The organism is Bacillus sp. JZ34, assembly GCF_053903205.1.
The window spans coordinates 1,594,399-1,615,568 of sequence record NZ_CP096403.1 but is presented as its reverse complement, the minus strand read 5'-3'; the positions used below and the strand labels follow the sequence as shown (position 1 = coordinate 1,615,568).

Below are 21,170 nucleotides of genomic sequence, written 5' to 3'. Positions count from 1 at the left end.
GACTTATGAATCGATATAGCGTACGAGCTCAATCGTGCCTTCAAGCAGAATTTCCTCAGGCAAAATCGTTTTGATGACAAAGTTTTTGCCTTGAATGATGCACTGCCCCTGTTTGAGCATCAGCCTTACTTCCGTATCGCTGAAAAGCAAAAGCCCTCTGTGGTTTTCAATATATATGTGAAGTCTTCCTATCATCGTGATCCTCGGAAGATCCATCATGACATCAGGGGGAATTTCCAATGTTCTTGTCAGCCACGCTTTGATGCGGTTTTTTCTTTGCGCCATAAAAAAAGAACCCCCTTTCATCTCATATGTATGAGTGATATGGGGGTTCTAATACTTAAATTTTAGGCCGGTGCCTCATTGTATAATGCGGCTTTCTCGACCGCGGAGGGCCGAATACTTCGCTGAGTACAACGCCTTGGACAATCGTGTTTTTATTCATATCGAGCAGCTCTTGTTTCCGGTTGATCACCCGGCTGCTCTGCTTTTTAATGGCCCGTTCAACGGCCGGCATGGACCGCTCGGCATCCGCTTGTATTCTGCGGAGTTCTGCGGCCATATCTTCGCTTTTTGCAGCAGCCGCTGCTGCTGCAGGCCGTTGTTGTTTGTTTTCTGCCGGCTGGCGCTGTGCCGTCTGCTTCGGCGTCGTCTGCGTTTTCGGCCGTTCAGGCACCGGTTTTCGCTTGGTTTCTTCATTTTCATCATTTTTTCCGAGCTTGTTGAATATGAAGGAGATGGCTGCGATGATGGCCGCCATGATAATCGGATTGTCGAACAGGATATCAAGCAATGAGCTCCCTCCTTTTTACAGGGGCTTGTTTATTTATGATCCTCTTCATTTTGGTCTTTCGTCATCTTTCCGAAAGAATCGCGCATGTCTGTGTCGGCGTCGATGTTTTTCATATTGAGGTAGTCCATGACTCCGATCTTTCCGCTGCGGAGAGCTTCAGACATCGCAAGCGGCACTTCGGCTTCTGCCTCGACGACTTTAGCACGCATTTCTTCGACGCGGGCGCGCATTTCCTGTTCTTGCGCAACCGCCATGGCGCGGCGTTCTTCTGCTTTCGCCTGGGCGATGTTTTTATCGGCTTCAGCCTGGTCGGTCTGCAGAATCGCTCCGATGTTTTTGCCGATGTCAACGTCAGCGATATCGATCGATAGAATTTCAAACGCTGTGCCTGAATCCAATCCTTTGCTCAAGACGGTTTGTGAAATCATATCCGGGTTCTCAAGCACTTTTTTATGATTATCGGAGGAACCTATTGTCGAAACGATCCCTTCGCCGACACGGGCAATGATTGTTTCTTCTCCCGCTCCCCCGACAAGGCGGTCGATGTTTGCGCGAACCGTGATTCTCGCTTTTGCTTTCACCTCGATACCATCCATTGCTACACCGGCAATAAACGGCGTTTCGATGACTTTCGGATTAACGCTCATTTGAACGGCTTCAAGCACGTCACGGCCCGCTAAATCGATGGCCGCACATCTGGCGAATGTGAGTTCAATGTTTGCACGCTGGGCAGCGATAAGCGCGTTGACAACCCGGTCAACATTACCCCCTGCAAGATAGTGGCTTTCAAGCTGATTGATAGTAACATCAAGTCCCGCTTTATGCGCTTTGATCAGCGGGTTCACCACGCGGTTTGGAATGACGCGGCGGAGCCTCATTCCGATCAGTGTGAAAATGCTGATTTTAACACCAGCGGCCAAAGCCGAGATCCACAGCATGACCGGGACGAATGTAAAGAAGACAGCTAGTAAGATGATTCCGGCTGCTATAATAAGCAAAAGAAACAGTGTTGACGGATCCATAATATTCCTCCTAATAATATAATTTATAATTCTCTCACAACAATGCGTGAGCCTTCCACTTTAACCACTTTCACTTTCTTGTCCTTCGCGGTGAACGAGCCTTCAGATACGACATCAAGCCGTTCATCGCCGATGATGACCGTTCCGGACGGTCTGAGCGGTGTAAACGTGACGCCGGTTTTACCAATTAAATCGCGCCGGCTTTCATTTGACACATATCCGCTTTCCGTGCTTGTCGAGTCAGTTAAGATCAATTTTTTAAAAAATTTCATACGCTTCCCCAACACCCTTGTTAATAGAATGGATGCCGCTATAGAAACAGCAGTTGCAATCAAAATGGATACGGCCATGACCTTAAAGCTTCCCGATGCTAAAAAGAGGCTCGCAACAATCGCGATCAGGCCGGCAATCCCTGCTATTCCGCCCGGCAAAAAAATCTCTAAAATAATTAAAATAATGCCTGCTGCAAACAGAAGGATCGTTTCCATTCCGGCAAGCCCGGCGACGAGATGACCGTAGAAAAAGAGCAGCAGCGCGGAGAGTCCCATAAAGCCGGGGATCCCAAAACCAGGCGAATAAAGCTCGACAATCAGCCCGAGACTTCCGATTGAAAGGAGAATCGGAATCACGACCGGATGCGTGATGAACCGGGCCACCTTTTCGGCGAAGCTCACCTCGGAACGCTCGATTTTGGCATCCTTCAAGTTCAGCTTTTTCAAAAGATCATCAAGGCTCGAAACTGTGCCTTCGGAATAGCCGACTTCCAGCGCTTTGTCAGGGCTTAATGTGAGCAGCTCGCCCTTCGGCGCCCCAACTTCTTTAGCATCGACATCCGCATCGGCCATCGCGAGAGCGTATTTCGGATCACGTCCGTTTTTTTTGGCTGCGTCTTCCATTTCAGCGAGCCACAGAGATTCCGACTTTTTATCAGCGGCATTTCCCTGCGTGTCAATGATCGCGGCAGCTCCCATTTTCCCGCCGGGCGCCATATAAATATCGTCTGCATTCAAGGCGAGGTAAGCGCCTGCGGACAGAGCCCTTCTATTCACATAAGCGGTCACCGGAATGTCGGAGTTATGTATCGTATCAGCCATGTCAAGGACTGCATCGACCGCTCCGCCGGGGGTATTGATATCGAGTATGATATGTTTGGCATTCATATCTTCCGCTTCTTGAAAAGAACGCTCAAGAAATTTTGAAAGCCCTTTTTCAACCGTTTCTTCGATCGGAATGACATACACTGTATCTCCATCCGCTTTCACGGTCAAATGAACGCCTAGTAATAAGAATAAAACAAAACCGCTGGCCAGAGCAACAAAAATTCTAAATTTTTTCAGCAGCAACGATGTCTGAGACCTCCTTCCCCTATTATCATTAACATTACATACGTTATAAATGTAGCAAAGGTTTCATCTTTCTACTACTTTTCTATTGTATGAACACGCACAAAAAAAGACGCCTTTAATTGCTTAAAGGCGTCTTTTTCTTAAGACAGTTGTTTGCTGACAAGCTTATTGACGAGACCGCCGTCCGCCTTGCCTTTGACTTTCGGCATGATAGCGCTCATCACTTTGCCCATATCCGCTTTTGAAGAGGCGCCGACTTCGGCGATCGTCTCATTGACGATGCCGAGCAGCTCTTCTTCCGTCAGCTGTTCAGGCATATAAGCTTCCAGAATGTCTAACTCTTTTTGAACTTTATCTACTAAATCTGAACGATTAGCGTTTGAAAATTCATGGAGGGAGTCTTTACGCTGTTTTAATTCACGAGAAAGAACAGTCAGTTCTTCATCATCGGTCAGCCTGTCTTTCTTAAGCTTGATTGCTTCGTTTTGAAGCGAAGCTTTGACCATGCGAATGACAGTCAGTTTGTCTTTCTCACGGTTTTTCATATAGAGCTTCATATCTTGATTCAGCCGCTCAAGAAGACTCATAAATCCACCCTCTTTTAGTATTTGCGCTTTCTTGCAGCTTCAGACTTTTTCTTGCGTCTTACGCTAGGTTTTTCATAAAATTCACGCTTTCTTGCTTCCTGCAAAGTACCTGTCTTTGATACACTGCGTTTGAAGCGACGAAGAGCATCTTCAAGCGATTCGTTTTTTCTAACGACCGTTTTTGACATTCTCTTTCCCTCCCTCCGAATACACCAATCGACTGCTTTAAAAAAAGACATACATATAAACATGTACTTTGACATTATAATATAAGCCTCCGGTAAGGTCAACCAAGGAGAATCGTTTTATTGTTCAGTCATGATTTCGGCAGCTTGTCTGTATATATTTATAAAGGAGGCTGTTCGAAAAACTGATGATAATCTTGATCTTATTCATATTATTGATCGTTCTTTTTCTCAAAGGCATGAGCATGCTGAGAAAAGGCTTGATTTCACTGACATTTGAAAAAATCGAAAAGCGGCTGCTGTTTTTCACGGATCATCCGGTGAAAGCCTTTTTGGTCAGCATTGTATTTACGGGGGTTTTGCAAAGCAGCTCGGCATTTATGGTGATCGTCATTGGCTTTGTCTCGGTAGGCGCCCTTTCATTTAAACGTTCGATTCCGCTCATTTTGGGAACAAACATCGGGTCCACCTTCACAACGGAATTTTTGGCGGTGAAGCTGGAATTTTTGATTTTTGCCCTCTTTGCCGCAGGTGCGGTTCTTTTCATGGCCGGAAAATCCCCTTTTCGGCAAGTGGGCGTAAGCATGATCGGCTTGGGTGTTATTTTTTTCTGTATCAGCGGCTTTAGCCGGCTTGCCGTGCCGTTGTCACAGCTAGACTCGGGCGCTTATATTGTGCAGCTTGCTGAAAATTCACCGCTTTACGCCTTAATCATCGGCACGGTGTTGACCGCGATGATTCATTCCAGTTCGGCGTGTGTCGGCATCCTGATGAGCTTTATGGATCAAGGTGTCGTCGGTTTGACCGAAGCGATGAGCGTTGTTCTCGGCTCCAATATCGGGACATGCATCACAGCCGTGATGGCGTCCTTCAAAGGCGGAGCTGCGGCCAGGCAAACGGCTTATGCCCATGTGCTGTTTAATGTCATCGGTGTAGCAGCTGTATACCCCCTGCTCTCATCAATAACAGGCTTTATCTCCGGACTGTCTGAAAGCCCCGCTCAGCAGATTGCCCATTTCAGCCTGCTCTTCAACGTCGTCACATCCCTATTGTTTCTGCCGCTCTCAAATCTGTTTCATTCGCTGATCATGTTTCTCATTCCAAACAAAAACCAGGCCCGGTAAACGCCTGGTTTTTGTTGATTAGTAGTCTTCATCCGCTGTTAAGCCTTTGACAATCGACACGCCTGCGCTTGCTCCGATTCTCGTCGCTCCGGCTTCAACCATGGCAAGGGCGCTTTCCTTATCGCGGACGCCCCCTGATGCTTTAACGCCGATAACAGGTCCGACAGCTTCCCGCATCAGTTTTATATCCTGAACTGTCGCACCGCCGCCGGAAAAACCGCTCGATGTTTTGACAAAGTCGGCGCCGGCTTTTACGGCCAGTTCACAAGCGTGCCTTTTTTCTTCATCCGTCAACAGTGAGGTCTCTATGATGACTTTTACGAGAGCTTTGCCGTCTGCCGCGTCTGTCACCGCTCTGATGTCATGCTCCACGGTTCGGGTATCGCGGTCTTTTAATGCACCGATGTTGATCACCATATCAACTTCACCGGCCCCGTCTGCAATCGCCTGCCTGGTTTCAAAGGCTTTTGTTTCCGGAGACGCCGCACCTAAAGGAAAGCCGATAACCGTGCACACTTTCACTTCTGAATCTTTAAGAAGCTCGGCGCACAGCTTTACCCAGCAAGGGTTGACGCAAACGGAAGCAAAATCGTATACACGTGCTTCTTTGCAAAGCGCTTCGATTTCGGATGTGACAGCATCAGGCTTCAATAGCGTGTGATCGATCATTCGCGCAATTTGTTTTGTCATCGTCACGACTCCTTTTCAAGTGGTTGTCTTTTATGATATTCGCAAAAAAAGCCGGAACACCTTTTTCGTGAACCGGCTAAATTGATCATTTATGACGATAAGCGGATGTTTTCATGGACGTCGTCTTCGGCGACGCGGACGAACTGGCCTTTATTGTACGGATAGCCGGCTTTTAAGATCTTCACTTTAACAAGCTGGCCGATCAGGTCTTCGGAACCTTCGAAAACGACCTTCATATAGTTGTCCGTGTAGCCGACAAGCAGATTGTCTTCGCCCGTTTCCGTGAACGGCTCTTCCGGAATGATTTCCAGAACATCGCCTTCATAATCTGATGCGTATTCTTTCGCAAGCTGATCTGAAAGAGCGATCAGTTTGTGAACTCTTTCGTTTTTCACGTTCTCGTCAACCTGGCCGTCCATGCGTGCTGCTGGAGTTCCGGTCCGTTTGCTGTACGGGAAGACGTGGAGCTCGGAAAACTTGTGTTCTTTAATAAAGTTGTACGTCTCCATGAATTCTTCTTCCGTTTCCCCCGGGAAGCCGACGATCACATCAGAAGTGACTGCGAGCCCCGGAAGAGCTTTTTTGAGTTTCGTCAGCCTGTCAGCGAAAAACTCCATCGTATACTTTCTTCTCATCCGTTTTAAAACGCTGTTTGAGCCGGATTGAAGCGGAATGTGAAGGTGTCTGACGATCTTGTCTGAGCGGTCAAGCACTTCGATCACTTCGTCTGTAATTTGGCTCGCTTCGATTGAAGAGATACGGATTCGTTTCAGACCTTTCACACGGCTGTCCAGTTCTTTCAACAGCTGTGCAAAGTTGTAGTCTTTCATATCTTCTCCATAACCGCCGGTGTGAATACCGGTTAAAACGATTTCTTTATAGCCGGCATCAACGAGCTGCTGCGCCTGGCGGATGACTTCCTCAGGGTCGCGGGAACGAAGCAGGCCGCGCGCCCACGGAATGATGCAGAATGTGCAGAAATTGTTGCAGCCTTCTTGAATTTTCAATGAAGCACGTGTTCTGTCGGTAAATGCAGGAACATCAAGCTCCTCAAACACTCTTGCTTTCATAATATTGCTGACGCCGTTAATCGGCTGTCTTTCTTCCTGGTACTGCTGAATATAGCCGAGCATTTTTTCGCGGTCCTGCGTACCGACGACGATATCAACGCCCGGGATCGCCATGATTTCCGCCGGGGAAGTCTGGGCGTAGCACCCTGTCACACAAATGACGGCGTCAGGATTTTGGCGGATCGCCCGTCTGATCACCTGGCGGCTTTTTTTATCACCTGTATTTGTGACGGTGCATGTATTAATGACGTATACGTCCGCCGAACTTTCGAATTCTTTTCTTTCGTAGCCGGCTTCTTTGAAAAGCTGCCAAATTGCCTCTGTTTCATAATGGTTGACCTTGCAGCCAAGTGTATGAAATGCAACGGTTGCCATTGTTATTCACCTCTTAATAACTCTGTATGATAAGAAACTGCCGCCAACGCGTACAGCGGAGCTGTTTCCGCCCTTAAGATCCGCGGACCGAGCCCGCAGGCGAGGGCTCCTTTTTCTTTAAGCGCCTCAATTTCATCTTCTGAAAATCCGCCTTCAGGACCAAACACCATGAGCACGGATGATCCTTCCGGCAGGCTTTTGAGCACGGATTGAAACCGGCTCGTCTCGCCTTGCTTTGATGACTCTTCGTATGCAACGACACATTTATCGAAGTCCTCAAGGCTCTCAAGCAAACGTTGAAACGTGTGAACCGGCGCCACATCGGGAATCGTGTTTCTGTGGGACTGTTCTGCGGCTTCCTTGGCGATTTTCGCCCACCTTTCCCGCTTTTTCTTTGCCTTTTTTTCATCAAGTTTAACAACGGAGCGTGATGCCTGAAAAGGAATAAACGAGCTTGCACCGAGCTCTGTCCCTTTTTGAATGATCCATTCCAGCTTATCTCCTTTTGGAAGGCCGTTTGCAATATGGATCTGGACGGGCAGTTCGCGTGTTTTCCCCGTCCATTCGATTACGCTCAATAAAACCTCTTCTTTTGTGACGGACTCGATCCGGCAGTTCGCTTCATGGCCGTCTTTTGCACAGCAAATGACCTCGTCTCCGGGAGACATCCTCATCACGGTCGCAATGTGATGAACGTCTTCGCCTTTGATCGAGAACACAGGTGCGGCCGTGACCTCTTGTTTTGATTGTTCGATAAAATATCGTTGCATACGCTTGTCACACCTACTAACGATTATTTTTTAGCGATGATGCTGACCCAGTCCTCCATTGAAAGAACCTCGACGATCGTAAAGCCTTCTTTCACCAGTGCATCTTTGACTTCCTGTTTTTTCTGCTGAATGATTCCCGAAGTAATGAAATAACCGCCGTCTTTCAACAGGCTGTATGCCTGATCCGTAAAGCGCAAGATGACCTCGGCCAGGATGTTGGCGACGATAACGTCTTTTTCCCCTTCGACGCCGTCAAGCAGATTATTTTGCTTGATCTCGATATGATCGCTGACTTTATTGAGCTTGGAGTTCAAGCGGGCGCTTTCCACGGCTACAGGATCGAGATCATATCCTTCAACCTGTTTGGCGCGAAGCATGGCTGATGCAATGCTCAAAATGCCTGTTCCCGTTCCGACATCCACGACCGAATCCCCTTCTTTCACATACCTTTCGAGCGCCTGTATGCAAAGTACGGTTGTCGGGTGTGTGCCTGTTCCGAACGCCATTCCCGGGTCCATCTCGATGATGAGCTCATCCGTATGAACCGGTGTGTACTCTTCCCATGTCGGAACAATCGTAAACTTCTCGGAAATTTTTACGGGATGATAATATTTTTTCCATGCTGTCGCCCATTCTTCTTCGTTAACCTCGCTGATGGTGATTTTGTTCCGTCCGAGGTCAATATCATACAGCAGCAGATTATTGATGGTTTCCTTGATTCCTTCTACGGTCTCTCCCAAAAAGCTGTTGATCGGGAGATACGCTTTAATGATGACTCCTTCATCAGGGTAATCATTGGGGTCGAGCTGGTAGATTTCTCCGTATACATTCTCACGCTCTTTAATTAAATCAAGCGGATCTTCAATTACGACTCCACTCGCACCAGCTTCATGCAAAATATTCGAGATGGGCTCAACCGCTTCATGTGTCGTGTGAATGCAGATTTCGGACCATTTCATACTACCAACTCCTCATCCAATCATTAATCGCCTTTAAAGGCGCGCTTTACTTTATCGAAAAAACTCATTTCCTGTTCATCCGGCATATTTCCGCTCACTTCTGCAAATTCGCGGAGAATATTTTTCTGGTTTTCTGTTAAATTCGTCGGTGTCACGACGCGGACGACGATGTGCTGATCGCCTTGACCGTACCCGCGTACGTTGGCAACGCCTTTTCCTTTTAAACGGAACTTGGTGCCTGTCTGCGTGCCCGCCGGCACTTTTAATTTTACTTTACCGTGAAGAGTAGGCACTTCGATTTCGTCCCCGAGCGCAGCCTGTGCAAATGTCAGCGGCATTTCGCAGTAAATATCGTCGCCATCGCGCTCGAAAAATTCGTGTTCTTGGACGCGGAAAACGACGAATAAGTCACCTGACGGACCGCCGTTGATCCCCGGTTCACCCTGTCCGGATACTCGAAGCTGCTGGCCGTCATCCACACCCGCCGGGATGGTGACATTGATTTTCTTGCGTTTTTTCACTTTTCCTGTACCGCCGCAAGTTGAACATTTGTGCTTAATTTGCTTACCCGTTCCATTACAGTAATGACATACTCTTCTGTTGACAACTTTTCCGAACGGAGTCGACTGCTCCATGTTCAGCTGGCCAGAGCCGCCGCAGTGTGAACAGGTTTCCGGCTTTGTTCCCGGTTTCGCGCCTGAGCCGCTGCATGTTTCACATGTTTCTTCACGCGGAATTTCGATCGTCGTCTCTTTTCCGAAGGCCGCTTCTTCAAATGACAGTGTCATCGTATACTGCAGATCGGCGCCCTGCCTCGGGGCATTCGGGTCTCTCCGCCTTGCGCCGCCTCCGAAAATGCTTGAGAAAATATCGTCAAACCCAAAGCCGCCGAAGTCGCCGCCGCCGAAACCTCCGCCGCCGAATCCCTGATTTGGATCGGTGTGGCCAAACTGGTCGTAATGGGCCCGTTTTTGGTCATCAGAAAGTGTTTCATAGGCTTCTTTGACTTCTTTGAATTTTTCATCCGCTCCGGCTTCTTTGTTGATGTCCGGGTGATATTTTTTAGAAAGCTTGCGGTAAGCTTTTTTAATCTCATCTTTAGAAGCGCTCTTACCTACCCCAAGCACCTCATAGTAATCACGCTTACTCATCTCTTCACACTCCCGATTTTCTCACATAAATTAGATTGTATCATTTCAAATTATGTTTTTTCAATTCCTTTTGTCCTTTAGGAAGAAAAAAGTCAAAGTCAAGAGATCCTGACTTTGACTTTCATCGCCTGTAAGGTCATGTGCTGTGCAAACCGGGGTAAGCACAGCACATTTTATTTCAATTATTTTTGTTCTTTGTCGTCGTTTACTTCTTCATATTCAGCGTCAACGACATTGTCGTCGGCTTTTTTAGCGCCGGCGCCGCCGTCTTGCTGAGCCTGAGCCTGTTTTGCAGCTTCTTCGTAAAGCTTCATTGAAAGCTCTTGGACGATCGCTTGCAGCTCATCTTTTTTCGCCTTGATTTCATCAAGATCATTTTTCTCGATCGCAGCTTTTAACGCGTCTTTTGCATCATTCGCTTTTTTCACTTGCGCTTCATCGGCTTTGCCTTCAAGATCTTTCAGCGTTTTTTCAGTTGTGAAGACAAGCTGATCCGCTTCGTTGCGAAGCTCGATTTCTTCTTTTTTCTTCTCATCCGCTTCGGCGTTTTCTTCAGCTTCTTTCACCATGCGTTCGATCTCCTCGTCAGAAAGACCTGAAGAAGATTTGATCGTGATGTTTTGCTCTTTGCCGGTACCCAGATCTTTCGCGCTGACGTTGACGATACCGTTCTTATCGATGTCAAATGACACTTCGATTTGCGGTACGCCGCGAGGAGCCGGCGGAATATCTGTAAGCTGGAAGCGTCCGAGCGTTTTGTTGTCGGCAGCCATCGGGCGCTCACCTTGGAGCACGTGGATGTCAACCGCTGTTTGGTTGTCAGCCGCTGTTGAGAACACTTGGGACTTGCTTGTCGGGATTGTCGTGTTGCGGTCAATCAGCTTCGTGAACACGCCGCCCATTGTTTCGATACCAAGTGACAGCGGAGTTACGTCCAGAAGGACAACATCTTTGACATCGCCTGTGATGACGCCGCCTTGAATGGCTGCACCAAGGGCTACGACTTCGTCAGGGTTGACGCCTTTATGCGCTTCTTTTCCAGTTTCTTTTTTGATCGCTTCCTGAACGGCAGGAATACGTGTTGATCCGCCGACAAGAATTACTTTGTCGATTTCGCTTGCAGAAAGCCCCGCATCTTGAAGAGCCTGGCGGACTGGACCCATTGTGCGCTCTACCAAGTGTGAAGACAGCTCTTCAAACTTCGCGCGGGTCAGTGTCAATTCAAGGTGCAGCGGACCTGCGTCACCGGCTGTGATAAACGGCAGCGAAATTTGCGTAGAAGATACGCCGGAAAGGTCTTTTTTCGCTTTCTCAGCCGCATCTTTTAAGCGCTGAAGCGCCATTTTATCTTTAGAAAGATCAATGCCGTTTTCTTTCTTGAATTCTGAGACGAGATGATCGATGATCACTTGGTCAAAGTCGTCTCCTCCAAGGCGGTTGTCACCCGCTGTAGAACGAACTTCGAATACGCCGTCTCCCAATTCAAGGATGGAAACGTCGAATGTACCGCCGCCAAGGTCGTAGACGAGGATCGTCTGATCTTCTTCCGTCTTATCCAGACCGTATGCAAGCGCAGCTGCAGTCGGCTCGTTGATGATCCGCTCAACTTCAAGTCCGGCAATTTTACCGGCATCCTTTGTCGCTTGACGTTCTGCATCGTTGAAGTATGCAGGAACTGTGATTACGGCTTTAGATACAGTTTCGCCTAAATAGCTTTCAGCATATGATTTCAAATGCTGAAGGATGATGGCAGACACTTCTTGCGGCGTGTACTTTTTGCCTTCGATTTCAACTGTATAGTCCGTGCCCATGTGGCGCTTGACCGACATGATCGTGTTCGGATTCGTGATGGACTGGCGTTTCGCCACTTCACCCACCTGGCGCTCTCCGTTTTTAAATGCAACAACCGAAGGAGTCGTGCGGGCTCCTTCTGGATTTGGGATGACTTTCGGCTCTCCGCCTTCAAGCACTGCAACGCATGAGTTCGTTGTTCCCAAGTCGATTCCGATTACTTTGCTCATGATTTTTACCTCCTGCTATGTAGTTATTGGTTGACTTTTACCATAGAAGGACGGATCACCCGGTCCTTAAGTTTATAGCCTTTTTGCAGTTCCTCAACGACTGCGTTTGATTCGTACGCTTCATCCTCGACCTGCATAACAGCCTGGTGCATGTTCGGGTCAAATTGCTCTCCGACTGAAGGAATCTGTTCAACTCCTTCATTTTTAAGAGCCTCCAAAATTTGACGGTGCACCATTTCCATCCCTTGAAGCAGGCTTTTCGTCTGCTCGTTGTCAGGATCGATCTGTAGCGCACGTTCAAAGTTGTCAAGCGCCGGCAGCAAATCGCTGATGATGCGCTGGGAACGGTACTTTTCAGCAGCCTCAAGGTCAAGGCGTGCGCGTCGTTTGTAGTTTTCAAAGTCCGCCTGAACACGTAAAAGTTTATTTTCTTTTTCTTCAAGACGTTCTTGAAGTTCTTTTAGTTGTTTTTCAAGCATTTCTGTTTGCGTGTCTTCTGCCGGGGCATCAGCTTCAGCAGCCGTTTGTTCGGCTTCGGCTGTCTCCGCTTCTGTCTCGTTCAGTTCCTCTTGTTCGTTTAGCTCTTCAGTTTGTTTTTCTTCTGCCATCTGTGTTCACCTCCCTTAAAGGATGAGTTTCATGATAAAGAAGGGATTTCTCCCTTCTGTTTTGTTTTCAGGTACTGCCTTACCCATCATACAAACTTGTCAACGCTTTTGACAAGTCAGATGATACGTGCTGAAGCAAACCGACGACGCGGGAGTAGTCCATGCGCGTCGGCCCGATGACCGCGATGGAGCCGATCTGTTTTGAACCGACCGTGTATGTCGCGGTAATCAGGCTGCAGTTTTCCATTTCTTCATAGTCGTTTTCCTTGCCGATTTTAATGGTAATTCCGGACTCAGTCGACTGAAAGAGCCGGAGAAGCTCCTGTTCTTTCTCAATGAGCGACAATAGCGATTTCACTCTGTCAATATCGTGAAATTCGGGCTGATTCAGCATATTAATCTTGCCGCCGAAAAACAGCCGGTCGGTTTGAACAGATGAATCCAGCGTTGCGCCGAGCCCGTGTAAAATCGTATCGTAATTTTGGATATGCGACTTTAAGAAGATGACGACCTCTTTGAAAATCCTGTCTTTCAGCTCTGAGATCGGCACGCCTCTAAGGCGTTCATTTAATATATTCACCAGCTTTTCGAGATCGGAAAGATTGACCTCCGCCGGAAAGTTGATCGTTTTATTCTCGACATGGCCGGTATTCGTTACTAGAATGGCAACGGCCTTCTTAGGCTGAATCGGCACAATCTGGATCTGTTTGAGATGATTTTCGCTCAGTCTCGGACCGAGGACAATCGATGTATAATTTGTCAGATCAGACAGCACTTGAGCCGACTTCTGCACCGCTTTTTCGAGTTCAAAGATTTTTTCTTTGAAAACCGAATGAATAATGTTCAAGTCCGTTTTTGACAGCTTTCCGGGTGAAAGCAGATGATCGACATAATAGCGATAGCCTTTTTCAGAAGGAATCCGGCCTGAAGATGAGTGGGTTTTTTCAATAAAACCGAGCTCTTCCAAGTCAGCCATTTCGTTTCTGATCGTTGCTGAGCTGAATGTGATATCTTCCTTTTTGGAAAGCGTTCTTGATCCTACCGGCTGAGCTGAACGAATGAAATCGTTGACGATAACCTGCAAGATTAACAGCTGACGATTTGTTAACATCCATATCACCCCTGTTAGCACTCGACACAACTGAGTGCTAATTGTATATCAAAATTACCAAACCAAAATCAAAATGTCAATTATAACTCACCCAGGAATGCTTGAAACACTTCATTCCCTAACAGTTTTCCATTATGTGTTAAAAATACATTTTTGCTCGTGTTCACAATCAGCCCTGTTTCTTCCAGCGAACGGAGCACTTTCGGGAAGAGATCGTCAACAGTTCTTCCGTATTTTTGGAAAAAGTGTTCTTTGTCTACTCCCGCGGTTTTTCGAAGACCGAGAAACATTTCTTCTTCAATCTGTTCATTTTTTGTAACCCTGTGTTTTTCTTTATAAGGAAAACCTGACTGCTCAATCAGGTCGATATAATGTTTAACAGGGCCGGCATTTACCGTTCTTTCACCATTGATATAGCCGTGCGCGCCCGCCCCCAAACCGAAATACTCCTCATTGTTCCAATATGTGAGGTTATGTTTGCTCTCATATCCTTTTTTGGCGTAGTTGCTGATTTCGTATTGGCCGATGCCCGCTTCTTCCATTTTCCGCATCACAAGTTCGTACATTTCTGCTTCCTGATCCTGCGGAGGCAGGTGAAGCCGGCCCTTTTTCATCAAGTTATAAAAAACGGTTTTCGGCTCGACGATCAGCGAGTAGACCGAATAATGTTCAGCCCCGAGGGCAAGCGCCGTATCGAGCGATGAAGCGAAGTGGCCGATGGTTTGTCCTGGCAGACCGAACATCAGGTCAAGGCTGATATTATCGAACCCCGCGTTTCGCGCTCTTTCAAAGGAAACGAGTACGTCTTTTTGCTCATGGACTCTGCCGATTTTTTTTAGCAGCTCGTCTTCAAACGTCTGTACGCCAAAGCTCAGCCTGTCTACACCGGCGGCTTTTAAAACCTCCAGCTTTTCAGCCGATAAATCGTCGGGATTGGCTTCCACTGCAAATTCGGCAAGGCTTTCGGACGGTTTCAAAACGCGATGAATGGAATCAAGAAGCCGCTCAAGCTGCGCTTCCGACAGCGATGTCGGCGTTCCTCCCCCGATAAAGATCGTTTTCAGCTCCGGATGTCCGGCCGCTTCCATTGAATTGGCCATTTCCTTCTCTAAAGAACGCAAATATTCATCAACAGGCTGAGATTGAATAAAAAACTTGTTGAAGTCGCAATAATGGCAAATGTGCTCGCAAAACGGAATATGGATATATGCTGCTTTCATTGTTTTCACCTTCTTTTACAGGAAGAAGCCGCAGTGTGTTACGCTGCGGCAGCTCATGATTATGATTTCGGGCTGCTGTCGTCCATTTTCAGGACTGCCATAAAGGCTTCCTGCGGAACTTCGACAGAGCCGACCTGTTTCATTCTTCGCTTTCCTTCCTTTTGCTTTTCGAGCAGTTTGCGTTTTCTGGAAATATCCCCGCCGTAGCACTTCGCCAAAACGTTTTTGCGCATGGCTTTGATGGTTGAACGGGCGACAATTTTTGTGCCGATGGCTGCCTGGACAGGCACTTCAAACTGCTGGCGCGGAATGAGTTCCTTCAGCTTTTCGACAATAACTTTTCCCCGTTCATACGCATAATCGCGGTGAACGATAAAGGAAAGGGCATCGATTTTTTCGCCGTTCAGCATAATATCCATTTTCACGAGCTTGGACGGTTTATATCCGATGAGTTCGTAATCAAATGACGCATAGCCTTTCGTATTTGATTTAAGCTGATCGAAAAACTCGTAGACGATTTCCGCAAGCGGAATTTCGTAGACAATGCTGACGCGGTTCGCATCAAGGTACTGCATATCGATAAACTGGCCGCGCTTGCCCTGGCACAGTTCCATGACCGCTCCGACAAAGTCGTTCGGCACCATCATCGTCGCTTTGACGAACGGTTCTTCCACCCGGTCGATCTTCTGCGGATCAGGCATATTTGACGGGTTATCGACAACGATTTTTTCTCCGTCTGTCATGTACACGTCATAGATAACGCTCGGAGCCGTCGTAATCAAATCGATGTTGAATTCGCGTTCAATCCGCTCCTGAATAATTTCCATGTGGAGCATCCCCAGGAAACCGCAGCGGAAGCCGAATCCGAGAGCCTGGGACGTTTCCGCCTCATACTGAAGGGCTGAATCGTTCAGCTCAAGTTTTTCAAGCGCTTCCCGCAAGTCGTTGTATTTCGCTGTATCAATCGGATACAGACCGCAATAGACCATCGGATTCAGTTTTCTGTAGCCTGGCAGGGCTTCGGGCGCTGGGTTTTCCGCACTTGTAATCGTATCCCCTACACGAGTGTCTCCGACGTTTTTGATTGCGGCCGTCAGGAATCCGACGTCGCCGACAGTCAGTTCGTCAACCGGAACGGCCTTCGGTGTGAAAACGCCGACTTCAGTGACTTCAAATTCTTTTCCGGTCGCCATCATCTTGATTTTTTGACCGGCTTTTACGGTACCTTGGACGACTCTGATATAGGCGACGACCCCGCGGTATGCATCATACAGAGAGTCAAAGATCAACGCTTGAAGCGGCGCTTCCGGATCTCCGCTTGGTGCGGGAACCTTTTCAACGATCTGCTCCAATATTTCTTCAATTCCGATGCCTGCTTTTGCTGAAGCAAGGACGGCTTCTGAAGCGTCAAGACCGATGACATCCTCGACTTCCTGGCGGACGCGTTCGGGTTCTGCGCTCGGAAGGTCAATCTTATTAATGACCGGCAGGATTTCAAGGTCGTTATCAAGCGCAAGGTAAACGTTTGCCAGCGTTTGCGCCTCGATTCCCTGTGCGGCGTCGACGACGAGAATCGCGCCTTCGCATGCGGCAAGGCTTCTCGAAACCTCATACGTAAAATCGACGTGTCCCGGGGTATCGATCAGATGAAAAATATATTCCTCTCCGTCCTTTGCCTGATATTTCAGCTGTACGGAGTTCAGTTTAATGGTGATTCCTCTTTCACGTTCTAAATCCATCGAGTCGAGGAGCTGTTCTTTCATTTCCCTTTGAGTGATTGCCGCCGTCTTTTCCAGGATTCGATCCGCAAGCGTTGACTTGCCGTGATCGATATGGGCGATAATAGAGAAATTTCGGATTCTCGACTGCCTTTGTAATCGTTTTTCTTTATCTGTCACACTAATCACTCCTACTATGAAACGCAATATGCGCTAGCTTAGATTATATCAATAGGGTTGTGAAGATTCAATGTTAAGTCACATATGCTTTCTAAACCCGAAAAAGAAAAAACGAGTCCTGCATCCGACTCGTTTTTTCTTTTACTTATTCCGTTTTTTCCTTTATCCAGTCATACAATGAACGGGCTGTGTTTGTGACCGAATCGGCCAAAGCGCGGCCGGCCGAGGAAAAGAGGTTGAAAGCTTCCAGCTGTTCCAGCTCTTTTTGTTTTTCCTCCAAATCGATTTGATGGCCGAGGACTGACGCCTCCTTCGCATCCCCTTCAGATATGCTGAGCGCCGCTTTTAAATCAGGGTCCTGATACCCTTTCATTTCAATCATTCCGTTGTTCGCCTGCTGCATGCCGAGAAGGACGCCGAAAAACATGACACAGCAAGCCAATATGCATTTCCCCATAAAAGAAGCCACTTCCATCACCTGTCCTATTGTTTTTTCTTATCGTCTTCACCGGTGTCTGCATCAACTTTTTCAGCATTCCAGTACATCTCGCTGAATACATCCGCCATCGCTTCTGCAGCCCGCTCCAGCTCTTCGCGGTTATTATCTACGCCGCCAAATTCGATTAAGACGGATCTTTCGTTTAAATCTTGATTATATATGCCATTATCCCCGGCAGCTCCCTTAGATATAACACCGCGGCTCAAACCGGGATATTTTTTTTCCAGCCGTTCATGCAGTTCTTTTGCCAGTTTTAAGTTCGATTCGAAATTAGAGCTCTTCTTGCCGAGCACAAATGCAACACGTGCATAGCTTTTTCCTTTGACAGTTGCGGTTGTCGCTTTCTTCCGCTGCGAATCCCTGTGAATATCGATAAAATACTGCAAATCTTTGTTTTGAGCCATCGCCTCTTTAACGACCGGCCTTGATTCATCATAGGAACGGGCATAAGCCCAGCCTTTTTTCCGCAAGTTCGCCTGAAAGTCGGTTTTATCCACCATTGCCCCGACCCCCTGCGACTTCATCGCATTTGCGAGCATATCGCTGACAAGCGTCACATTTGCTTTCGAATGAAGCGCCCGATCAGGTACCGTCTCCCCTTTTAAAAAGGGAAGATACGACTCCGTATTGTGCGTATTGTAGATAAATACGACTTTTCGGCCGCCCGTCGATTGTTCAGGAGGTTTTTCCTCCCCTGTTTGCTTTTTCTGTTTCCCTTCAAGCTCTGCAAGATTCGCTTCTCTCTCCTCTTTTAAGACCTCAGTCGGCGGCGGAGATTCTGACGGCATATTCGTGTAATCCGTCCCTTGCCCTGCAATAAGGATTTCCGAGTCAAAATGAGAGAAGCCCGGAAGCTCCCGACCGAGAAAACTTCGCGGATCTTTTAAATTAATGCTGGTCGCCAGTTTCAAGACGATCGGAGAAAGTTCAAAGCGTTTATTCGGTTCCGGCAATTCTGATGCGAAGTAGTGGTTTTCCATTCCCAAAATGAGCCCAAAGGTCTCGCCCGCCAATTCATCGGTCACCCGGTACAACGATGAAGACGGCCTTAACTCAGGACGCAGCGATGTCAGCACGCCTGATAAAATAAAAACGAGCAGCAGGCTGACGATAAATAAGAATACTGTCTTAATCGCACTTCTTCCATTTACAGCCAGCACAAACTGACGATTCCTGCCTCTTTTTCTCATCGCAAATCCCTCCAGAGCTTGTCTAGTAAATAGACTATGTACAAGATAGAGGAAGTAGAACAAGTTCCGGTAATGCTATAAGCACGAAAAAAAGCGGCCTGGTCAGCCGCCTTAATCTTAGTGGTTATACATTCCTTTATTGTCTTGCGAGACATTTTCATGAAGCGCTGTGTTCAGACCGTTCGCAATCACATTTGCCATATCATCGATAAAGGTATCGACCTCTTTTGGGGTTACCATTAAGTTATGGCCGAGCGGAGCGAGGACTTCATGGATCAGCTGCCTTTTTTCATCCTCTGCGAGGCCTCCGACTATACCGAGAAACGATTTGCGGTGCTCCTCATCGGGAAGGTCTTCTTCGGTGAGGACCTTTCTTTTCCCAAAGCTCATCCCCGCGGGAACGAGCGACCTGGACGGACTGTCATCTCTCATCTCTCTTCCAAAATGCTTCAGCATATAATCAATCGTATCACTCGTGATCGTGACGGCATCGACCACCGTCGGAACACCGATGGCGATGACCGGAATGCCAAGCGTTTCCTTGCTTAATTCTTTTCTTTTATTCCCTACCCCAGATCCGGGATGTATCCCGCTGTCTGAAATTTGAATGGTAGAATTCACACGCTCGATCCCTCTTGAGGCCAGCGCATCAATGGCAATGACAAAGTCGGGCTTTGAGCGATCGATTACCCCTTGGATAATATCGCTCGTTTCAATGCCGGTCAAGCCCATGACTCCAGGGGAAAGCGCGCTCACTGGACGGTAGCCATCCTCTACATTTTCGGGCTGCAGCTGAAAAAGGTGCCTCGTCACGAGAAGGTTTTCTGTCACTAGGGGGCCGAGTGAGTCGGGCGTGACATTCCAGTTGCCAAGCCCTACAATTAAGCAGCTGGCATCCCGCGGAATGTTCAAATAATCGAGAAATGCGGAAAACTCCTTCGCAAACACATTGACGACTTTTTCCTGCAAGACGGAATCCTGCTGTCTGATCCCTTGTGTTTCAAAGGTTAAATAGCGGCCGGCTTTTTTCCCCGACAGCTTCGCTCCTTCTTCATCAATGTCCATCGTCTGAATTTTGATCCCGTCTTTTTCGTATTCTTTGACTGTAAACCCTTTCAGCTCTTTCTTTGGAGAAGCTTCCTTTTCCTCTGCCAGATCCCTCGCTTCCACGGCTAAGTCTGTCCGGACTGCATATTGACTTAAATCAAGCTTCTTTTTCTCCATATTTGCATTCCCTCCAAAAACATAACTGGTGTTAGTGTGCCCACAAGGTCTGTGAACATTCCCCCGAAGCGGAGCTTTCAAACAAAAATACTTTACATTTATATTGCAATCTAAGGGTGTGTTTGATAGAATACAATTTGTTCTATTGTTGAGATCTAACCTATAGAAAAGGAACAGAGGTTATGTCTTAGGAGGTGAAACACATTGCCAAACATTAAATCAGCGATCAAACGCACAAAAACAAACAACGAGCGCCGCGCGCACAACGCAACAATCAAATCTTCAATGCGCACTGCTATGAAACAAGTTGAAACTTTCGTAAGCAACAACGAAGCAGACAAAGCGAAAGCAGCTCTTTCTGCAGCAGCAAAGAAAATCGATAAAGCAGCTAAAAAAGGTCTTGTCCACAAAAACACCGCAGCTCGTTACAAATCAAACCTAGCGAAAAAAGTGAACGGACTTTCTGCATAATAGAAAGCTTGGCCATGCCAAGCTTTTTTGCTTGCCTTCATAAAAAACGGCTCTCTTAAATGAGAAGCCGTCAGACCGCCGATAAATCGTAAAAACCGCGCGGTCAGCTGGCGGAAGAAAATCAACATGACAATGTGCGCGATGCGCTGCATTGCAAAAATATACGGTCAATCCAGCCATAAGGTAGGCTCTGCAGAAAAGGAAATGCTTGCTGATCTCATCCTCTGGGGTCCGGCCTTTTTTTGTCGTCAAGCCTGAACCCCGTCCGTGCCGAAGCGAAATATTCGCGGATTGAGTAAACTGGACATGAAATGAAATAGCGTATAAGACTTATCAGAGGGAGAGCTTCCCTTCCACCTGTCAGCTATGTTCAGTCGCACGACGCTATTTTTTGTGCTAAATATTGTTGATTTTTATACAAAATGAGGGAACTTCCAAAAAGGAAATTCCCTTGCTATGTACAAGTTTAATTATTCCGGTGTTTAACTTTTAAATGATAATCCATTTTCCTTCAAAGCAACCCGCAATTTAGGTAAAGACGCTGGTCCCATACCGTGAAATTTCAAAATCTCTTTTTCGCTGTATTTTGACAGATCCTGCAAAGAAGTTATTCCATTGTGTTCCAAAGCTCGTCTGGCTGGTGCAGAGAGCAATGAAAGAAATCCGTTGTCAGGTTTGCGCTGTTGCTCACAAATCGGGCAAACAGGACAATCACTGCTTTTATCATACTGGTGTCCTTTGCTGCAAGTCCTTAAATTCTTTGTCATTTCATTTCTCCTTTTCCGCACATTTTCAATGTTACCGATTTTATCTTTTCTTTTTTGCAATCGTGCCCCTTTGCTATGTTTGGCATCTG

Annotated in this window: 22 protein-coding genes; 2 read left to right on the top strand and 20 right to left on the bottom strand. The window is 47.3% G+C overall.

Going from position 1 to position 21,170, the window contains the following annotated elements; all coding sequences use genetic code 11:
* Positions 1-3 precede the first annotated feature (3 nt).
* The 6 genes from yqfC to rpsU all read right to left on the bottom strand — a co-directional run bounded on the left by yqfC (position 4) and on the right by rpsU (position 3,936).
* Positions 4-285 carry a sporulation protein YqfC gene (gene yqfC / locus M1D90_RS08210; RefSeq protein ID WP_020452247.1) on the bottom strand — a complete coding sequence of 94 codons (282 nt, stop codon included), beginning with the start codon at positions 283-285 and terminating at the stop codon, positions 4-6.
* Between the two features lie 55 nt (positions 286-340).
* Positions 341-793 (bottom strand): hypothetical protein, encoded by a 453-nt coding sequence (locus M1D90_RS08205; RefSeq protein ID WP_101561092.1) that lies wholly within the window; start codon positions 791-793, stop codon positions 341-343.
* A gap of 29 nt (positions 794-822) precedes the next feature.
* Entirely contained in the window at positions 823-1,815 is a 993-nt protein-coding gene (gene floA / locus M1D90_RS08200) for a flotillin-like protein FloA (protein ID WP_020452249.1), read from the bottom strand.
* A gap of 23 nt (positions 1,816-1,838) precedes the next feature.
* Entirely contained in the window at positions 1,839-3,158 is a 1,320-nt protein-coding gene (locus tag M1D90_RS08195) for an NfeD family protein (protein WP_020452250.1), read from the bottom strand.
* A gap of 143 nt (positions 3,159-3,301) precedes the next feature.
* Positions 3,302-3,748, bottom strand: a complete 447-nt coding sequence (locus M1D90_RS08190; protein WP_023855244.1) for a GatB/YqeY domain-containing protein — start codon at positions 3,746-3,748, stop codon at positions 3,302-3,304.
* Positions 3,749-3,762: 14 nt separating this feature from the next.
* Complete coding sequence (gene rpsU / locus M1D90_RS08185) at positions 3,763-3,936, bottom strand: 30S ribosomal protein S21 (protein ID WP_003183654.1); 174 nt, start codon at positions 3,934-3,936, stop codon at positions 3,763-3,765.
* A gap of 185 nt (positions 3,937-4,121) precedes the next feature.
* Between rpsU and M1D90_RS08180 the strand changes: the two genes are divergently transcribed.
* Entirely contained in the window at positions 4,122-5,057 is a 936-nt protein-coding gene (locus M1D90_RS08180; protein WP_020452253.1) for a Na/Pi symporter, read from the top strand.
* An 18-nt stretch (positions 5,058-5,075) separates the two neighbouring features.
* Here M1D90_RS08180 and deoC read toward each other — a convergent pair whose 3' ends face one another.
* The 13 genes from deoC to gpr all read right to left on the bottom strand — a co-directional run bounded on the left by deoC (position 5,076) and on the right by gpr (position 19,843).
* A complete protein-coding gene (gene deoC / locus M1D90_RS08175; RefSeq protein WP_025811137.1) occupies positions 5,076-5,747 on the bottom strand; it encodes a deoxyribose-phosphate aldolase in 672 nt (223 codons plus the stop codon).
* An 89-nt stretch (positions 5,748-5,836) separates the two neighbouring features.
* A complete protein-coding gene (mtaB, locus tag M1D90_RS08170) occupies positions 5,837-7,192 on the bottom strand; it encodes a tRNA (N(6)-L-threonylcarbamoyladenosine(37)-C(2))-methylthiotransferase MtaB (RefSeq protein ID WP_026579280.1) in 1,356 nt (451 codons plus the stop codon).
* A 2-nt stretch (positions 7,193-7,194) separates the two neighbouring features.
* Positions 7,195-7,962, bottom strand: coding sequence for a 16S rRNA (uracil(1498)-N(3))-methyltransferase (locus tag M1D90_RS08165; protein WP_025811136.1), 768 nt, complete (start codon positions 7,960-7,962; stop codon positions 7,195-7,197).
* Between the two features lie 23 nt (positions 7,963-7,985).
* Positions 7,986-8,921: a 50S ribosomal protein L11 methyltransferase gene (gene prmA, locus M1D90_RS08160; RefSeq protein ID WP_095291031.1), complete on the bottom strand. Its 936-nt coding sequence runs from the start codon at positions 8,919-8,921 to the stop codon at positions 7,986-7,988.
* Positions 8,922-8,944: 23 nt separating this feature from the next.
* A complete protein-coding gene (gene dnaJ / locus M1D90_RS08155; RefSeq protein WP_020452258.1) occupies positions 8,945-10,072 on the bottom strand; it encodes a molecular chaperone DnaJ in 1,128 nt (375 codons plus the stop codon).
* 182 nt (positions 10,073-10,254) lie between these two features.
* Positions 10,255-12,093 (bottom strand): molecular chaperone DnaK, encoded by a 1,839-nt coding sequence (gene dnaK / locus M1D90_RS08150; protein ID WP_020452259.1) that lies wholly within the window; start codon positions 12,091-12,093, stop codon positions 10,255-10,257.
* Positions 12,094-12,116: 23 nt separating this feature from the next.
* Positions 12,117-12,701, bottom strand: coding sequence for a nucleotide exchange factor GrpE (gene grpE / locus M1D90_RS08145; protein ID WP_020452260.1), 585 nt, complete (start codon positions 12,699-12,701; stop codon positions 12,117-12,119).
* Positions 12,702-12,780: 79 nt separating this feature from the next.
* Positions 12,781-13,812 carry a heat-inducible transcriptional repressor HrcA gene (gene hrcA / locus M1D90_RS08140; RefSeq protein ID WP_020452261.1) on the bottom strand — a complete coding sequence of 344 codons (1,032 nt, stop codon included), beginning with the start codon at positions 13,810-13,812 and terminating at the stop codon, positions 12,781-12,783.
* Between the two features lie 80 nt (positions 13,813-13,892).
* A complete protein-coding gene (gene hemW / locus M1D90_RS08135) occupies positions 13,893-15,032 on the bottom strand; it encodes a radical SAM family heme chaperone HemW (protein WP_026579276.1) in 1,140 nt (379 codons plus the stop codon).
* 59 nt (positions 15,033-15,091) lie between these two features.
* Entirely contained in the window at positions 15,092-16,930 is a 1,839-nt protein-coding gene (gene lepA, locus M1D90_RS08130) for a translation elongation factor 4 (RefSeq protein WP_020452263.1), read from the bottom strand.
* Positions 16,931-17,075: 145 nt separating this feature from the next.
* Positions 17,076-17,399, bottom strand: a complete 324-nt coding sequence (locus M1D90_RS08125) for a YqxA family protein (RefSeq protein WP_023855247.1) — start codon at positions 17,397-17,399, stop codon at positions 17,076-17,078.
* 14 nt (positions 17,400-17,413) lie between these two features.
* Positions 17,414-18,619 (bottom strand): stage II sporulation protein P, encoded by a 1,206-nt coding sequence (gene spoIIP, locus M1D90_RS08120; RefSeq protein ID WP_020452265.1) that lies wholly within the window; start codon positions 18,617-18,619, stop codon positions 17,414-17,416.
* Positions 18,620-18,736: 117 nt separating this feature from the next.
* Complete coding sequence (gpr, locus tag M1D90_RS08115) at positions 18,737-19,843, bottom strand: GPR endopeptidase (RefSeq protein WP_020452266.1); 1,107 nt, start codon at positions 19,841-19,843, stop codon at positions 18,737-18,739.
* A 204-nt stretch (positions 19,844-20,047) separates the two neighbouring features.
* Here gpr and rpsT point away from each other — a divergent pair, with 204 nt between their 5' ends.
* On the top strand, positions 20,048-20,314 hold the full coding sequence (gene rpsT, locus M1D90_RS08110) for a 30S ribosomal protein S20 (protein ID WP_020452267.1): 267 nt from the start codon (positions 20,048-20,050) through the stop codon (positions 20,312-20,314).
* Positions 20,315-20,796: 482 nt separating this feature from the next.
* Here the strand turns inward: rpsT and M1D90_RS08105 are convergent, their stop codons facing one another.
* Positions 20,797-21,081: an RNA polymerase alpha subunit C-terminal domain-containing protein gene (locus M1D90_RS08105; protein WP_025811131.1), complete on the bottom strand. Its 285-nt coding sequence runs from the start codon at positions 21,079-21,081 to the stop codon at positions 20,797-20,799.
* Positions 21,082-21,170: the final 89 nt, after the last annotated feature.

Excerpts from the sequence above, each read along its gene's own strand:
- rpsU (WP_003183654.1), bottom strand. The coding sequence starts at position 3,936 with ATGTCAAAAACGGTCGTTAGAAAAAACGAATCGCTTGAAGATGCTCTT.
- M1D90_RS08180 (WP_020452253.1), top strand. The coding sequence starts at position 4,122 with ATGATAATCTTGATCTTATTCATATTATTGATCGTTCTTTTTCTCAAA.
- hemW (WP_026579276.1), bottom strand. The coding sequence starts at position 15,032 with ATGAAAGCAGCATATATCCATATTCCGTTTTGCGAGCACATTTGCCAT.
- spoIIP (WP_020452265.1), bottom strand. The coding sequence starts at position 18,619 with ATGAGAAAAAGAGGCAGGAATCGTCAGTTTGTGCTGGCTGTAAATGGA.
- hrcA (WP_020452261.1), bottom strand. The coding sequence starts at position 13,812 with ATGTTAACAAATCGTCAGCTGTTAATCTTGCAGGTTATCGTCAACGAT.
- gpr (WP_020452266.1), bottom strand. The coding sequence starts at position 19,843 with ATGGAGAAAAAGAAGCTTGATTTAAGTCAATATGCAGTCCGGACAGAC.
- prmA (WP_095291031.1), bottom strand. The coding sequence starts at position 8,921 with ATGAAATGGTCCGAAATCTGCATTCACACGACACATGAAGCGGTTGAG.
- grpE (WP_020452260.1), bottom strand. The coding sequence starts at position 12,701 with ATGGCAGAAGAAAAACAAACTGAAGAGCTAAACGAACAAGAGGAACTG.
- M1D90_RS08190 (WP_023855244.1), bottom strand. The coding sequence starts at position 3,748 with ATGAGTCTTCTTGAGCGGCTGAATCAAGATATGAAGCTCTATATGAAA.
- floA (WP_020452249.1), bottom strand. The coding sequence starts at position 1,815 with ATGGATCCGTCAACACTGTTTCTTTTGCTTATTATAGCAGCCGGAATC.
- yqfC (WP_020452247.1), bottom strand. The coding sequence starts at position 285 with ATGGCGCAAAGAAAAAACCGCATCAAAGCGTGGCTGACAAGAACATTG.
- dnaJ (WP_020452258.1), bottom strand. The coding sequence starts at position 10,072 with ATGAGTAAGCGTGATTACTATGAGGTGCTTGGGGTAGGTAAGAGCGCT.
- M1D90_RS08105 (WP_025811131.1), bottom strand. The coding sequence starts at position 21,081 with ATGACAAAGAATTTAAGGACTTGCAGCAAAGGACACCAGTATGATAAA.
- M1D90_RS08165 (WP_025811136.1), bottom strand. The coding sequence starts at position 7,962 with ATGCAACGATATTTTATCGAACAATCAAAACAAGAGGTCACGGCCGCA.
- deoC (WP_025811137.1), bottom strand. The coding sequence starts at position 5,747 with ATGACAAAACAAATTGCGCGAATGATCGATCACACGCTATTGAAGCCT.
- dnaK (WP_020452259.1), bottom strand. The coding sequence starts at position 12,093 with ATGAGCAAAGTAATCGGAATCGACTTGGGAACAACGAACTCATGCGTT.
- mtaB (WP_026579280.1), bottom strand. The coding sequence starts at position 7,192 with ATGGCAACCGTTGCATTTCATACACTTGGCTGCAAGGTCAACCATTAT.